This is a genomic window from Micromonospora sp. WMMD987, assembly GCF_029581435.1.
GTDB lineage: Bacteria > Actinomycetota > Actinomycetes > Mycobacteriales > Micromonosporaceae > Micromonospora > Micromonospora rifamycinica.
Genome location: NZ_CP120861.1, coordinates 2,994,192 through 3,009,371, shown reverse-complemented (window position 1 = coordinate 3,009,371; position 15,180 = coordinate 2,994,192). Strand labels below are relative to the sequence as shown.

At 72.5% G+C, this 15,180-nt stretch carries 15 protein-coding genes; 2 read left to right on the top strand and 13 right to left on the bottom strand.

Annotated elements, in window-relative coordinates:
- Positions 1-34 precede the first annotated feature (34 nt).
- Positions 35-862 (top strand): IclR family transcriptional regulator, encoded by an 828-nt coding sequence (locus tag O7612_RS12685; protein WP_172898369.1) that lies wholly within the window; start codon positions 35-37, stop codon positions 860-862.
- A 61-nt stretch (positions 863-923) separates the two neighbouring features.
- Here O7612_RS12685 and O7612_RS12680 read toward each other — a convergent pair whose 3' ends face one another.
- The 3 genes from O7612_RS12680 to O7612_RS12670 all read right to left on the bottom strand — a co-directional run bounded on the left by O7612_RS12680 (position 924) and on the right by O7612_RS12670 (position 2,744).
- Positions 924-1,679: an IclR family transcriptional regulator gene (locus O7612_RS12680; protein WP_282273349.1), complete on the bottom strand. Its 756-nt coding sequence runs from the start codon at positions 1,677-1,679 to the stop codon at positions 924-926.
- A 175-nt stretch (positions 1,680-1,854) separates the two neighbouring features.
- Positions 1,855-2,307 carry a nuclear transport factor 2 family protein gene (locus tag O7612_RS12675; RefSeq protein WP_282273347.1) on the bottom strand — a complete coding sequence of 151 codons (453 nt, stop codon included), beginning with the start codon at positions 2,305-2,307 and terminating at the stop codon, positions 1,855-1,857.
- Complete coding sequence (locus O7612_RS12670) at positions 2,295-2,744, bottom strand: VOC family protein (protein WP_168222467.1); 450 nt, start codon at positions 2,742-2,744, stop codon at positions 2,295-2,297. The genes O7612_RS12675 and O7612_RS12670 overlap by 13 nt, the downstream gene beginning before the upstream one ends.
- Positions 2,745-2,930: 186 nt before the next feature.
- On the opposite strand from O7612_RS12670, the gene O7612_RS12665 reads away from it, so the two are divergent.
- On the top strand, positions 2,931-3,959 hold the full coding sequence (locus O7612_RS12665) for an aldo/keto reductase (protein WP_089003944.1): 1,029 nt from the start codon (positions 2,931-2,933) through the stop codon (positions 3,957-3,959).
- Between the two features lie 488 nt (positions 3,960-4,447).
- Here the strand turns inward: O7612_RS12665 and O7612_RS12660 are convergent, their stop codons facing one another.
- From O7612_RS12660 to O7612_RS12615, 10 genes are all read right to left on the bottom strand, one after another.
- The gene (locus tag O7612_RS12660; RefSeq protein ID WP_282273342.1) at positions 4,448-5,650 is read right to left on the bottom strand and encodes a helix-turn-helix domain-containing protein; all 1,203 of its coding nucleotides are present in this window, start codon (positions 5,648-5,650) and stop codon (positions 4,448-4,450) included.
- Positions 5,640-5,807: a hypothetical protein gene (locus tag O7612_RS12655; RefSeq protein ID WP_231932694.1), complete on the bottom strand. Its 168-nt coding sequence runs from the start codon at positions 5,805-5,807 to the stop codon at positions 5,640-5,642. Before O7612_RS12655 ends, O7612_RS12660 begins: the two co-directional genes overlap by 11 nt.
- A 190-nt stretch (positions 5,808-5,997) precedes the next feature.
- On the bottom strand, positions 5,998-7,209 hold the full coding sequence (locus O7612_RS12650) for a helix-turn-helix transcriptional regulator (RefSeq protein ID WP_282273341.1): 1,212 nt from the start codon (positions 7,207-7,209) through the stop codon (positions 5,998-6,000).
- 432 nt (positions 7,210-7,641) lie between these two features.
- Positions 7,642-8,046 (bottom strand): hypothetical protein, encoded by a 405-nt coding sequence (locus tag O7612_RS12645; protein WP_282273340.1) that lies wholly within the window; start codon positions 8,044-8,046, stop codon positions 7,642-7,644.
- 203 nt (positions 8,047-8,249) lie between these two features.
- Positions 8,250-8,852, bottom strand: coding sequence for a response regulator transcription factor (locus O7612_RS12640; RefSeq protein WP_067315145.1), 603 nt, complete (start codon positions 8,850-8,852; stop codon positions 8,250-8,252).
- Entirely contained in the window at positions 8,849-10,081 is a 1,233-nt protein-coding gene (locus O7612_RS12635) for a histidine kinase (protein ID WP_282273336.1), read from the bottom strand. The genes O7612_RS12640 and O7612_RS12635 overlap by 4 nt, the downstream gene beginning before the upstream one ends.
- Before the next feature lie 4 nt (positions 10,082-10,085).
- Entirely contained in the window at positions 10,086-11,030 is a 945-nt protein-coding gene (locus tag O7612_RS12630) for an alpha/beta hydrolase (RefSeq protein ID WP_282273334.1), read from the bottom strand.
- 309 nt (positions 11,031-11,339) lie between these two features.
- Positions 11,340-12,254, bottom strand: coding sequence for an ABC transporter permease (locus tag O7612_RS12625; protein ID WP_282273333.1), 915 nt, complete (start codon positions 12,252-12,254; stop codon positions 11,340-11,342).
- Positions 12,251-13,567: an ABC transporter permease gene (locus O7612_RS12620; RefSeq protein WP_282273331.1), complete on the bottom strand. Its 1,317-nt coding sequence runs from the start codon at positions 13,565-13,567 to the stop codon at positions 12,251-12,253. Before O7612_RS12620 ends, O7612_RS12625 begins: the two co-directional genes overlap by 4 nt.
- Positions 13,567-15,159, bottom strand: a complete 1,593-nt coding sequence (locus O7612_RS12615) for an ABC transporter ATP-binding protein (protein WP_282273329.1) — start codon at positions 15,157-15,159, stop codon at positions 13,567-13,569. The genes O7612_RS12620 and O7612_RS12615 overlap by 1 nt, the downstream gene beginning before the upstream one ends.
- Positions 15,160-15,180: the final 21 nt, after the last annotated feature.

The following is a 15,180-nucleotide window of genomic DNA, read 5'->3' as shown; positions in this document are numbered from 1 at the left end:
GATACTGTCTCACTCTGCGCACAAAGGAATCCAGATGGCGGACGATGCCCCTTCGCCGGTCAAGAGCGCTGACCCCAGCTCACCGGCGATCCAGACCGTGCAGCGCGCGGCGGTCATCCTGAACGCGTTCACCGCGGCCCGTCCGCGCCTGAGCCTCAACGAACTCACCGCCAGCCTCGGCACCAGCAAGGCCACCGCGCACCGCTACACCAAGGCGCTGCGGGAGAGCAACCTGCTGCGCTACGACGAGCGGGAGGGACTCTACTCCCTCGGTCCGCAGATCCTCACCCTCTCCGCCGCCGCCCGCGCGGCGATGCCGGTGATCAGCATCGCCGGCCCGCGCATGCAGCAGCTCGTCCGCGAGATCGACGAGACCGTCGTGCTCAGCGTCTGGGACGGCGACACCGCCGTGGTGGTCCGCGCCGACGACAACACCGACCGGGTCATCCGGGTCAGTGTTCGCACCGGCTCCCGGCTGTCGCGCACCGAGTCCGCCCAGGGCCGGGTGTTCTGCGCCTTCCTCCCCGAAGCCGACGTGCCGGGGCTGGCCGACGAGATCGCGGCCTCCGCCGAGCTGCGCCGGGAGGTCGACAAGATCCGACGTACCGGCATCTCGGCCAACACGCCCTCGGCCAACGGGGTCCGCAGCATCGCCGCGCCGATCTTCCGGGGCAGCACCCTGATCGCCGCCATGGCCATCGTCGGCACCACCACCTCGGTCCCCGAGGGCACCGACAGCACGCTCGCCATCGCCCTGCAACGCGCCGCCGCCGTGGTGACCGCCGAGCTGGGCAGCAGCAACGGCCACCACCCGCACGGCAACGGCCAGCACCCGCCGGCCGGCGGCAACGGCAGCCGCTGACCTGCCGCAGCGGCCCTACCCCGCGCCGGCCGGGTAGCCGGCCCGGTGTGCCCCGCCCGCGTCAGCTCGCGCCGAGCGCCTCGGACAGCTCCCGGGCCACCAGCCGCAGGCTGTCCGCCGCAGCGGCCTCCACCGCGCCGGACAGCGCCGTGCTGGTCCCCAGCACCGCCAGCGCGGCCACCACCTGGGTACGCTCGAACACCGGCGCGGCGAGCACCCGTACCCCGAAGTCCTCCGGGGAGTTGACCGCGAAACCGTCCCGGCGGACCTGCTCGACGACCGCCCGCAACCCCGCCGACAGCCGCAACTGGCGGGCCACCGCGGGCGCCTCGGCGGGCGACAGGTAGGCGCAGAACACCCGGCCCTGCGCCGAGCGCAGCAGATCCAACGGCGACCCGGTGCGCACACTCAACCGCACGTCACCGCTGGTGTTGTCCATGCAGCGGACCACCGTCGGGGCCTCGCCGTTCCACACGCTGAGCACCGAGGTCTGGTTGGTCAACCGGGTGAGCCGGTCGAGGTGCGGCTCGGCGGCGGTGACGATGGGCAGCGCCGCGCGGGCGGCGGCCTCCATGGCCAGGATCTGCGGACCCAGCGTGTAGGTGGCGGTGGCCACGTCGAAGCGCAGCAGGTTGGCCGCGCGCAGCGCGCGGGCGTACCGGTGCGCGGTGGCCCGGCTGATGGCCAGGTCGGCGGTCAGCTCGGCCAGGGTGAGCCGGGGCCGCTCGACGGAGAACGCCTGGAGGATGGTGGCGGCCCGCTGCACGGTCTGGATCGCCGGCGCGTCACCGGCCGGCTCATCGACTCCGCCCGTCACCACGTCACCTCGCACTCGCCGCCGTCCACCGGAAGGCGAACTCTACCGAGCACGGAGCGCATCCGGCGACACGGACACCACCGACGTCGGACACCCCGGGGGATCCCGGTGGGAAACGGGCCTCAGCGGGGCCGTTCACCGCCGGGATCCCGGGAGCCCGGCGGCGCGGGCCGGGTCACGCCGGGCCGCCCGCCCCCGAACCGGGGACGGGCGGCGGACCGGTGGCGTCGGCGAGCTGACGGTGGACCTCGCCGCTGTCCCAGTAGTCGACCCGGTGGGCGATCAGGCCGTCGGCGTCGACCCGGAACCGGAACACGCCGCGGATACGTACCGGTGCCCGACCGGCGGAGGCCAACCGGAACGACATCCGGTACGCCACCGCCGCCCGGTCACCGTCGGCGAGCAGCTCCTCCACCTCGTACCGCAGGTCGACGAACTCGGCCAGGAAACCGTCGAGCCGGGCCCGGTACCGGGACCGGCCGACCACCGTCCGGCCGAGGGCGGCGGTGTGCTCGTTGACGAAGTCGGCGCTGACGCAGCCGGCGACGGCGACGGCGTCGTGGGCGTTCAACGCCGCCAGGTACCGCTGGACGGCGGCGCGGGTGGACGCTGCGGTCAGCTCCCCCACCGACGCCGCACGGTGTCGAAGACCTGCTGGTCGTGGGAGATCTCGATGACGTTGCCGTCGGGGTCCTTCAGCGCGCAGATGTAGCCGACCGGCGGCGGCATCTGCCGCGGCTCCCAGTGCAGGCAGCCCAGCTCGCGGGCCCGCCCGGCGATCTCGTCGACGTCCGACCGCTGCGGCACCTCGATGCCGATGTGCGCGAACGGGTGCAGCAGACCGAGCTGGCCGCCCTTGTCCTTGTTGAAGGAGACGAGCACCAGCACGAACGGGGTCTCGACCTGCTTGTCGTTGGAGAGCCACACACTCTCCCCGTCGGCGTCGGCGAACCGCTCCACGACCACCAGCGGGGTGAGCGTGGTGTAGAAGGAGATCGCCTTGTCGAGGTCGCCGGTGGGCAACGCCACGTGCGTCCATCGGGCTTGGGTCAGACCGGTCGCCACTGTTACCTCCACCGTACCGAAATGTCCATCGCTATCGCGTCCACCAGCCTATTCACTGTTCGGCGGCCGGGTCGATGTGCCGGGGACACAAAGCCGGCACGCCGGGTTCGACGCGCCGGGACGGTGTCGGCGGCCGGTCGCCGTGTCAGCGTGGGGACACACCGCGTACGGGAGGACGATCGGATCATGCAGTACCGCAGACTGGGCGGGACCGGGGTCGAGGTCAGCACCCTCTGCCTGGGCACGATGATGTTCGGCGCCTGGGGCAACACCGACGAGCAGGAGTGCCACCGGATCGTCGGCGAGGCGCTCGACGCCGGGATCAACCTGGTCGACACCGCCGACGTGTACGCCCACGGCGAATCCGAGGAGATCCTCGGCCGGGCGCTGCGTGGCCGGCGCGACGACGTGGTGCTGGCCACCAAGTTCCACGAGCCGATGGGGGACGACCGCAACCGGCGGGGCAACTCCCGTCGCTGGATCCGGCAGGCGGTGGAGGGCAGCCTGCGCCGGCTGGGCACCGACTGGATCGACCTCTACCAGGTGCACCGCCCCGACCCGCTGACCGACGTCGACGAGACCCTCGGCGCGCTGACCGACCTGGTCCGGGAGGGCAAGGTCCGGATGATCGGCACCTCGGCGTTTCCCGCCGAGCAGATCGTCGAGGCGCAGTGGACGGCCGAACGCCGGCACCGGGAACGCTTCACCACCGAACAGCTCGGCTACTCGATCCTGACCCGGGGCGTCGAGGCCGCCGTCCTGCCCACCAGCGAGCGGTACCGGCTCGGCGTGCTGGTGTTCAGCCCGCTCAACGGCGGCTGGCTGACCGGCAAGTACCGGTCGACGGCCGTACCCGCCGACTCCCGCGCCGGGCGCAACGGCGACCACTTCGACTTCCGCGACGCCGCCGCCCGGGACCGCAAGCTCGCCCTGGTCGACGAGCTGGCCACGCTCGCCGACGAGAGCGGCCTGACGCTGATCGAGCTGGCGCTCGGTTTCGTGCTGAGCCACCCGGCGGTGACCAGCGCCATCATCGGGCCGCGCACCCTCGCCCAGCTCCGCAGCCAGCTACCCGCCGGGGAGCCGGCCGGGCTGCCGGCCGACGTGCTGGACCGGATCGACGCGTTGGTCCAGCCGGGCCACGACGTCAACCCGGCCGACGCCGGCTACCGGGTGCCCGCCCTGACCGACCCCACCCTGCGCCGCCGCCCCTGACGCCACCGCCCCCACCCTGCGCGCCGCCGCCCCTGACACCGCCGCCCCCTGACGCCGCCGATCCCGGTCGCGTCGCCGGTGCCGTCGCCCGTGCCGGTACCGGCGGCTTCCGGCGGACGTCCGGCGCGGTCCACCTCGCAAGATCACACTCGAACATGGTTGTAGTGGCCTCGCTGCGCCCGGAGGCCACTACAACCAGGAAGTAGCACGATCTTGCCGGCCGGCGACGGCACCGCAGAGCGGGCAGCGGGTGTCGGAGGCGGTGAGTGGGTCGCCGGGAGTGGCGGCGCGGAGTGGGGTGCGGGGAGCGGAGGCAGCGCGCGGGGTGCGGGTTGCGGAGGCAGCGCGCGGGGTGCGGGGAGCGGAGGCGGGGAGCGGATCGCGAGTAGCGGGATGTGGGCTGTCGCGGTGGTCGCGGAGGGCGTGGCGGGCCTGGAGGGTGAGGCGGTTGCGGATCTGGGCCAGGGACAGGAACGGCGCGGTCATGCTCAACTCACCGTGAGGGCGGCGGCGAGTTGGACGATCGTGGCGGGGGCGTGTGGGTCGTGGGCCACCTGGGTGAGGACCGCACGGGCGGCGGGCCGGTAGCGTACCTCGTCGGGGGCGGTGCGCTCGGCGGCGAGCAGGGCGCGGGCGGCGTTGCCCGGGTCGCCGACGTGCAGGTAGGCGCGGGCGGCGTCGAGCAGGTGCGCGGCGCGATGTTCGGCGGGTAGCCACCGCCAGCCGTCACGGGCGACTGTCTTCTCGTGCCACACCACCGCCGTACCGGCGTCGCCCAGGTCGAGGGCGGCGGCGACCCGCGCCAGGTCCACCGCGACCGGCCCGAACGCGGTCCGGTGGTGGTCATGGCCGTCACCGACCCGGGCGGCCATGCCGGCGGCCTCGTCGAGCAACTCGGCCGTGGTGTGGTCGTCGCCGTCCCGGGCGGCGGCCAATGCCGCCTGCACCACCAGCGTCCCGCACAGCGACAGCTCCGCAGCCGGCGCGTCGTCGAGGTCGGGCGGGGCTATCCGGTACGCGGCAGCAAGCGCCGTCGACCTGGCCATCCGAGCCCGCCCCGAGGCACGCAGCACCTGGCCGAGTTGCACGGTGACGGTGGCCACCAACACCGCGTCACCGGTAGCGGTCGACATCGCCCGGTCGGCGGCCAACCACGCCAGATCCAGCTCACCGAGCTTGACCAGCAACGACGCGGTGAGCCGGTACGCCTGCACCAGCACCGACCGCCCCGCCACGGGATCGTCCGCGTGGACCCGCTGCGCGGCGACCACCAGGCCCGGGAGCATCCCGGTCAGCGGCGGATACCGGGCGTGCTGGAACGTGGACCAGGCGAGGCTGACCTCCCGCGCCAGCCGGTCCGCCGACAATGCCTTACCCGGCGCTGTCGGCCGACCCACCACGACGTCGTACGTCGAGAGCGCCTCCCGGACCCGCCCCACCCCCTCGACCTGCCCGGTAACCTCGGCCGGCGGGACGTCCCGACCGAGCAGCACGCTCGTGTCGATCCGCAACACTCCGGCGATGTCCTGGAGGGTGGACACCTTGTCCAGGGTGCGGACACCCCGCTCCACCTTGTCCACCCAGCTCTTCGACTTGCCCAACCGGTCGGCGAACACCTGCTGCGACAACCTGCGCCGCCCCCGCCAGTACGCCACCCGCCGCCCCACCGGCAGCATCTCGCTACCGTCCACCACGCCACCGCCGATCCGGCAGCGCCCGGGTCGTCTCCTCCACCGGTATCCGCTCCGCCTCGGCCTGCGCGAGAAGCCGCTGCCGCGCCGCCTCCCGCTCCGCCGCCTGGATCTCCTCACCCCGGCTTCCACCCCGACCCCTGTCCGTGCTATCCACCTGCGTCCCCTTCGGAAAAGGGCGCGACGGTGTGCTCGGAAGGTCCCGCCGCGCCGGATCACGGGGCATCGTTCGACCCCGTGCTGAGGGGGACGCGGCGACCAGGCGACGTCGCACCGCCCGCCGCATCCCGTGCGGAAGACGTTACGTACGGTGACCACGAGGAATGGGTAGGGTTTCTACCCCCGGTTCACGGGACGAGGCCGACCTTCACCGCGAGGTCGCGGGCCTCGTCGCGGGTGGACCGTGGACCGTCGAGCAGATCCAGGGTGATCTGTCGGGCGTACCCGTTGAAACGGATCGTCTCCGGGGCCGACTCGTACGCCTGCCGGAGCCTCGCTACGACAGCCTCCTTGTCGCCCTTTCCGTAGTGCGCCCGCGCCACCTCGATCAGATGCCGCGCCCGGCGTGGCCTCGACGGAATCGCCGCCGCCTCGTGGCGACGCGCCTGTCGCACCGCTTCGCCGGACTTCTGCAACTCCACCGCCACGGTCACCGCATGAGCGCCCATGATGACCCGGGAGAACGACGTCTGTGGCTGGTAGAAGCCCGACGGCAGTCTTTGCGCGGCCCGGTCCGCACGGTCCCAGTACCGCCACGCCCGGCCCTCCTCTCCCGCCCGGGCGGCGGTGTACGCGGCCTCGAAGTTCAGTGCCCCCCACAACGCCAGCAGACCCGCTCCTCCCTCGGTCGCCCGGGACTCCAGAGCCGACAGCACGTCCAACGTCACCGCCATCGCGGTGTCCCAGTCGCCGGTGTCGCGGTGCACCTGCCCCAGGAACCACCCCGCGCGGGCGATGGCCTCGGGGTCGCCCGACTCCTGTGCCGCCACCATCGCCCGATCCGCAACCCGCCAGATCAGCTCGGCGGCGGGCTGGTAGGCCAGGAACATCTGCACCGCCCCGAGTGTCTCGGCCAACAACGCCTGGGCCTGTCGCCGCTCCGTGCCCTCGTACGCCAACGCGGCGTGCTGCACATCCCGCAGCAGCCCGGGCAGCAACGTCCCCAGCACCGTCCGGTGGTCCGATGCCTGGTGACGCGCCCGCCACGCCGCCGCAAGCCGCTCACAGAGGCTGGACAACGATTCGGGCGGAGCATCCCGGGGGATCGCGAAGCGGTTGACCGCGTCCCGCACCGACGCCAGCGCCGGGTGCTCGGGACCGTTGACCACCGCCGACCGGTTGCCCAGCTCGCCAGCGAGGACGGAGACGTCGACCTTGAGGGCACGCGCGATCCGGTCCAACATGTGGATGCGTGGCGGCAGGATGCGATCGGTCTCCACCGCCTTGACCCACTCGGCGCTGCGGCCGACCAGTCCACCCAGCACCGCGCGGGTCTTCCCGGAACGCTCCCGGTAGACCTTTAGCCGCTGCCCGAACGTCAACTCCGGCAAGGAATCCACCCCGACCTCCTCGTCAGTACGGGATGCACCACCGGCCCACCGGCCCACCGGCCGCCGTCACGTGAACGCTACCGACCGTTCCGCCACCGCATAACCCCTCTTCTGGTGACTGTGTAGACCGGGGTGAGGTCAACAGGAACAGGGAAGCGACGAAATCTCGGGTTGGTGCTGCCCAGCGGGGGCATACCAGCGGCAACTTCACCACGTCAAGTGGCCCCGGATGGACATGAGTCTGGCCCAGAGCCGGACAGCCTCGACAACGACTTCAGCATGTCCGGGTGCAGCGATTCCGGAAGACGCTGGCAGCTCCGGTAACTCGGTTCTGGCCACGTTCTCCGTGACAAGGTGTCCGCTGCGGAGAAGATCTGTCGGGGCACCTGAACCCGCCCCCACCAGCACAAAGCCAGCTGAAGAACGCCCAGTGGCTTCGGATCAGGTCCGCTTGCGGCGCGCGATCTCGTCAGCGAGCTGCCGCACCCGGGCGGGGTCCACGTCCCGGGCAAGGGCGACGTAGTGGTCCATGACGGCCGGCCGGTAGCGCACGGGCAACGTCTGCCCCGGGGCGAGTCGGGTGAGCTCGGTGATCGTGAGGCCTTCGTCTGCGACACCGCGGAACGAGATGCCGTCGGCGGTCTCCACGTCGAACATGAGGACCACGCGAGGGTTGCTGTTCACCTCCCGCCAGTCGACGAGAACGCCGAGCGCGAGCACCCCCGTACGCAGTTCCGCGTTGCGCTTCCGCGCCTCGCTGCTCATCAGCGGGTTCGGGGCGATCCCGGGGAAGTCAGGCCCGACCCCCAGCGATTCCCGACTCAGGTCGGGCCTGAGCTGGTCCACCTGACCGCTGAGGTTGTTCGTCTAACCGATGATCCTGCCGATCATCGCGCCAAACATCCTGCCGAACATCCTGACCCCTCCCTCACACCGGTGTCGGAGTCTCGGCCTGGCGCTCCGCCTTACCGTGATTGTATGGCGGCCCTTCCCGAGCGCCATCGCACCGCCCTGTCTCGATGGACCGGCAGGGATCGGGCGACGGGTGCTCAGATCCAGCCCTGTTCCCAGGCGATCGTGGCGGCGGCCGTACGCGAATCGACGTCCAGTTTGGTCATCGCGGACGAGATGTGGTTGCGGGCGGTGCCGTGGGCCAGGCCGAGCTGCCGTGCGATCTCCTTGGTGGGCAGGCCGTCCCGGGTCAGTCGCAGCACGTCGGTCTCCCGGGCCGTCAGCGGGCTCTCCTGCTCGGTGAGCGCCGACGCGGCGAGGCGGGCGTCGATGTAGCGCTCCCCGGCGGCGACCGACCGGATGATCCTGGCCAGCTCCGACGCCGGGGTGGACTTCGGCACGAAGCCGTGTACCCCGGCGCTCAGCGCCCGCTTCAACGTCCCCGGTCGGGCGTGTCGGGTGACGATGACGACCCGCGTCGGGACGAGCCGCAGCAGGCGGCGGGCCGCGTCGACCCCGTCGAGTCCGGGCATCTCAAGGTCGAGCAGGGTCAGGTCGGGGCGGTGGGCGACGGCCGCCGCGACCGCGGCCTCGCCGTCGGCGACGTCCGCGACGACCTCGATGTCGGCCTCCAGGGAGAGCAGCGCCACGAGCGCGCCCCGGATGAGTTCCTCGTCGTCGGCGATCACGATCCGGATCACCGTCGGGTCCTCCGTCGTCTCCTCGGGGAGGCAGGCTCCTGTGCTCCGGGCGGGTCGGTGTCCGGCGCGGGAATGCGGACGACCAGCGTGAAGGTGTCCCCCTCGCGGGTGGTCTCGACCGTCCCGCGCTGGGCCGCGACCCGCCCGACGAGACCGGCCAGGCCCGTTCCGCCCCGGCGCGGCGCGGCTGCGGCGTTGTTGGTGACGGTCAGCCGGTACTCCGCCGCGACGTGGACGAGGTCGATGGTGGCCTCGGTCGCTTGGCTGTGCCGCAGCACGTTCGTCACCGCCTCCCTGATCGCGACGGCGAACACCGCGCCGAGGGCCACCGGCAGGTCCGGTGTCCCGATGCGCGCCGTGCATCGGATGCCGGCGGAGCGCAGCACCGCCGCCGCGTTGCGCGCCTCCGCCGCGACGGTGACGGTGCGGTAGTCGTTCACCACGGCGCGGGTGTCGTCGAGGGCCACCCGTGCGATCCGGCGGATCTCGGCGATCTCCCGGCCGGCCCGCTCGGGCTGGCCGGGCAGCAGGCGTTCCGCCAGTTCACTCTTCAACGCGATCACCTGGAGGTTGTGGCCCTGGATGTCGTGCAGGTCGGTGGCGAACCGGAGCCGTTCCCGCGCCACCGCCAGGTCGGACGCGAGCCGGCGGGCGTGTTCCAGGCGCAGCACCACCTGGAGCACCCAGACCGCGCTCAGCGGCAGCAGCGTGAACACCGCGAGGGTGCTGAGCACGATGGCGTCGGCGGCCGTGTCGGGCGGCGGCCCGACGCGCGACGGGGTCAGCCCGCCGGTCAGCCCGCCGAGGCCGATCACCGCCCAGCAGCCGAGGATCACCGCCGCCCGCCACCGGCCCCGGACCAGGCAACTGAGCACCCCGCCCGCCATCGCCAGGGTGAACGCCCACCCCCAGCCGGCGAACGGGGGCACGACGGCCAGCACCCAGACCGCGCCGGACAACGCCAGCAGCACCGGGACGAGCGGATGGCGGGGCGACACCTCGTCGGGGCCGTGCAGCAGCAGGGGGATCGTGGCCAGGCCGACCAGGACGGCGGCGACCGTCGTGACCAGGAGGGTGACCGCCCGCGCCCCGGTGACCGTGCCCACGCCGAGCAGCACCTGCACCAGGCCGCCGATGAGCATCCCCAGCCCCAGGGAGAACACCGTGAACAGGCGCATCGCCCGGAGGTCGGCGGTCACCCGTGGGGCACCCTGGCCGGCGTCCGTCACCGGCTCAGCGTAGCCACAGCGGCGTCAGGAAGGCCCTGGTCTGCTGCGCGATCTCCGCCGACCGGGTGTGGTGCAGGTAGTGGTCGCCCGCCAGGAGGACGACCCGGCCGTTCTCGACGCTCGCCGCCTGCCGCTCGTGCAGGGCGACCCAACCCGGCACGTCATGATCGTCTGAGCGGACGAACAGCAGCACCGGCAGCTCCCTGGGGAAGGTCTTCCCGCTGACAGCGGCGAAGTTCGCCGAGGCGTACTCCATCTCGTTCACCATCGTCGGGGCCGCCGCGTTCCGCGCGGTGAGCAGCCTCAGCTGTTCCCGGGTCCGCTCGTCGTAGGGCAGGCCCGCGTAGGGGTCGTCGGCGATCGCGGCGAGCGCGCGGGTGACGCCCAGCCGGCTGAGGCCGACGATCACCCCGGTCGGGATCGGGTCGTCCCAGCCGGGTTGGTCGGGGACGCTGCTGTCGATGCCGACGAAGGCGACGAGTTCGTCGGCGTAGCTGGCGGCGTAGGTCAGCGCGTAGATCCCGGCGATCGAGTGGCCCATCAGCACGTACCGGTCGATGCCGAGGTGGCGGAGCGCCCCGTGCACCTCCCGGGTGATGTTCGCGGCGGTGCGGTCGGTGTCGGCGGGGTCGCTCAGGCCGGTGCCGAACGGTTCGACCGCGACGACCCGGTAGGTGCTCTCCAACTGCGCGATCAGCGGCTGGAAGTCGAGCGCGGGGGCGGCGGTGCCGAGGCCGGGCAGGAGCACGATCGTCTCGGCACCGCTACCCGCGACCACCACGTTCATCCGCCTGCCGTCCACCGGCACGAGTTGCCCGTACCGGCTGATCGAGGAGGCTTCCGACTTCGTCGCCACGACGTTCACCACGGCGGTGGTCGCGAGCAGGAGCACTGGCAGGGCGACCAGGACACCGACGGTGGTGAGCACGACTCGCACGGGTCTACGCATGGGGTTCTCATTTCGGATCGGCGGTGCGTCCGGATCGCTCCGGTGGTGCGTAACCAGCCAATCAACCGCGCGAGGGGCGGGGTAAGTGTCCGGCTGTCACGACCGGTCGTGACAAAAAGTCATGGTGTGCCGCGCGCAGGTGCCGACCCCGACCCGCCGCCCTGTCCGAGCTCGCCGGCTCTCCCGACCGCCGGGACCGGTCGGCCCGACCGCCGGGGGCGGTTGCGACCCACGACCACCGACGGCGCGGCGGCCACCCCCCGGGCCGGGGGTGGCCGCCGCGCCGTCGTGGCGGACCGGAGCTTCCGGTCAGGTGGTGCCGCGTTGGAAGGGTTGGGCCAGTGCCCGGGGCTCGCGGTGCGAGGTGGCGAACACCAGCATCGCCAGCAGCGCCAGCAGGTAGGGCGCGGCGATCAGCAGCTGCGAGTTCATGGTGACCCCCAACGCCGGCAGCGCCAGCCGCATCGCGTCGGCCAGGCCGAACACGACGCAGCCGATCAGGGTCCGGCCGAGCCGCCAGGCCCCGAAGATGACCGCAGCGATGACCAGGTAGCCCCGGCCGGCGGTCATGTTCTGGTTGAACGATCCGACCTCGCCCACGGCCAGGTACGCCCCGCCGAGCCCGGCGAGCAGCCCGCACCAGAGCAGTGCCTGCCGCCGTCGCTTGTTGACCTCGATCCCGCTGACGTCGGCGGCCTGCGGGTTCTCCCCCACCGCCCGCAGTTCCAGCCCCCACCGGCTGCGTTCCACCAGCCACCAAGTCAGCGGGACCACCGCCAGCAGCAGGTACACCGGCCAGCGTTGGACGAACAGCATCGGGCCGACGATCGGGATGTCCCGCAGCACCGGGATGTCGACCTGCCAGACCTGGTGGCCGGTGAAGGTGCTCACCGTGATCAGGTAGCTGGTCAGGCCGAGCACCAGGGCGTTGAGCACCAGGCCGACGACGAACGTGTTGATCTGCACCCGGTGCGACAGGATGCCGTGCACGAACGCCACCGCCACGCCGACCAGCGCCCCGGCCACCAGGCCGACGGTGGCGCTGCCGGTGGCGCTGGCGACCGCGATCGACCCGAACGCCGCGCCGAGCATCATCGCCTCGACGGAGATGTTCAGGGTGCCGGCGCGCTGGGCGACGTACTCCCCGCAGGCGGCGAAGGCCAGCGGCACGGTGAGCCGGGCCCCGCTGGAGAGGATGGTGGCGATGTTGTCGGCGGCGCTCATGCCAACCTGCCTTCCATGGCGTCCTTGTCGCTGGCGGTCCCGGCGTCGCCGGGGTCCGCCGGTGGCGGCGCGGTGCTCCGGGGGCCGGGCACCGGGGCCGTCGATCCGGCCGGGGCCGAGCCGTCGGCCGGGGCCGTCGGCGCCGGAACAGCCGTCGGAGCGGTCGGCGTCGGCGGGGTGGCGGTGGGGGCCGCCGGCTGGTCGGCCAGGCGACGTCGGCGCAGCATGCCGATCACCACCGGGGGTGCGACGAACGCCAGCACCAGCAGCGCCTTGACCACGTCGACCAGGAACGACGGCACACCGGTGGCGGCCAGGAAGCTGCCGCCGGCCCGCAGCACGCCGAACAGCACCGCCACCGGGATGGCGAGCAGCGGATTGTTCCGGGCGACCAGGGCGACCAGCAGGCCGTCCCAGCCGATGTTGAGCGACATCCCCGGCTGCAACCGGTTGGTGCCGACCGGGCTGGTCAGCAGCAGCGCCCCGGCCAGACCGGCCAGCGCCCCGGAGATCGCCAGGGCGATGCCGCCGAGGGCGCCGACCCGCACGCCGGCGTGCCGGGCCGCCGCCGGGTTGAGACCGACCATCTTCAACCGGAAACCCCAGCGGGTACGGGCCATCACCAGCGCCAGCACCACCGCCACCACGACGGCCAGCACCAGACCGCCGTTGAGCTGGAGGTTCGGGTAGTCGCCGAGGGAGGTGAGCCGGGCGTTCTCCGGCACCGGGTTGGACTGCGGGGACAGCGTGCCCCGGCCCAGCCGGGACTCCTGGAGCAGCCACGGCGTGTTCACCGCGAACGAGATGAGCTGCTGGGCCAGGAAGGTCATCAGCATCGTGCTCACCACGATGTTGACGCCCCGGAACCGGTACATCAACGCGCTGAGCCCGGCCCAGACGCCGGCACCGACCACCGAGGCGAGCAGCACCAGGACCAGCAGCAGCGGTCCGGGTACGGCCAGCCGCAGGCCGACCCACGCGCCGGCGAGCGCGCCGATCAGCACCTGCCCCTCCTGGCCGATGTTGAAGAAGCCGGAGCGGGCGCTGACGCAGGCCCCGACGGCGACCAGCAGCAGCGGCGCGACGTACAGCAGGGAGGTGGACCAGGCCGCCGGGGAGGCCATGCTGCCCTGGTAGAGCGCCTTGGTGGAGGCTGTCGGCGAGCCGCCGGTGACCGCGATCAGCAGGGCGGACAGGCCGAGCGCGACGCCCACCGTGGCGACCGTGGCGAGGCCGACCTGCCAGCCGCCGGGTCCGGGGTTGAGCCGGCGCAGCAGCCGCTGGCCGGTGCCGTCGATACCGAGGGTGGCCATCAGTGACTCACCCCGCCGACCAGCATGCCGAGCCGTTCGGCGGTGGCCTCGGCGGTGGGGAGCACCCCGACGATCCGGCCGGAGGAGATCACCGCGATCCGGTTGGCCAGGGCCATCACCTCCTCCAGTTCCGTGGAGATCAGCAACACCGCCACCCCTTCCGCGGCGGCCTGCCGCAGCCGCACGTACATGTCTTCGATCGCGCCGACGTCCAGCCCGTGGGTGGGCTGGGCGGCGACCAGCGCCTTCGGCCCGGCGGACAGCTCGCGGGCGAGCACCACCCGCTGCTGGTTGCCGCCGGAGAGGCTGCGCAGCGGGGTGTCCGGCGAGGGGGCGACGATGTTGAACTCGGTCATCTGCCGCTGGGCGATCCGGTGCATCCGTCGCCGGCTGAGCACCCCCCGGGTGGTGACCCCGGCCAGGGACTTCATCACCAGGTTCTCGGCGACGCTCATGTCCAGCACCACGCCGGAGTGGTGCCGGTCCTCGGGCACGATGCCGAGGCCGGCGGTGTGCAGCGCGCCGGGGCGGACCAGGTCGACCGGCCGGCCGTCGAGTTCGACGGTGCCGGAGTCGGGGACGAGGAGCCCGGACAGCAGCTCACCGACGGTGGCCTGGCCGTTGCCCTCGACCCCGTACAGGCCGACGATCTCGCCGGGGGCGACGTCGAGGCTGAGCTTGTCCAGCACCGGCAGGCCGCCGATGAGCAGGGTCACCTCGCGCAGCCGCAACGCCGCCGGCTGCTCCGACGGTGCCGGGTCGCCGGCCGCCGGGGTGGCACCGGTGGCGGTGACCTCCTCGACCGGTTCGGGACGCTCGACGGGCAGCAGGCCCAGCGCCGCGCTCTCGGTCTGCAACGACACCTCCCGGCCGACCATCTGCCGGGCGAGTTCCTGGGCGGTGGTGTCCCGGGTCGCGCCGTGGAACGCCACCGCGCCGCGCCGCAGCACGGTCACCCGGTCGGTGGCCGCCATGATCTCGGCGAGCTTGTGGCTGATCAGGATGACCGCCCGCCGTTCCGCCTGCACCACCCGGCGCAGCACGGTGAACAGCTCCGCCGACTCGGCCTGGGTGAGCACCGAGGTCGGCTCGTCCAGGATCAGGATGGACGGATCCCGGCGCAGGCACTTGATCAGCTCGACCCGCTGCCGTTCCCCGGCCGAGAGCCGGTCCACCCGCACGTTCGGGTCGATGGGCAGCCCGTACCGGCGGGACACCTCCTCGACCTGGGCGCAGGCCGCCGCCCGGTCGATCCGCCCGGTGTCGCCGAGGATGACGTTCTCCCAGACGGTGAGCGGTTCGATCAGGCTGAAGTGCTGGTGCACCATGCCCAGGCCGAGGTCGGCGGCGACCTGCGGACTGTCGATCTCGACCGGTTCGGTGCCGCGCGTGATGGTGCCGGCGTCGCGGTGCACCAACCCGAGCAGGATCTTCATCAGGGTCGACTTTCCGGCCCCGTTCTCGCCGAGCAGGCCGTGGATCTCGCCGGGTCGTACGGCGAGATCCACGGCGTCGCAGGCGACGACCGGACCGTAACGCTTGCTGACTCCGCGCAGGGTGAGAGCCGGCGTCAGCTGGTCGTCAACGTCCACAGTCCGTTTCACCTCGTTGGT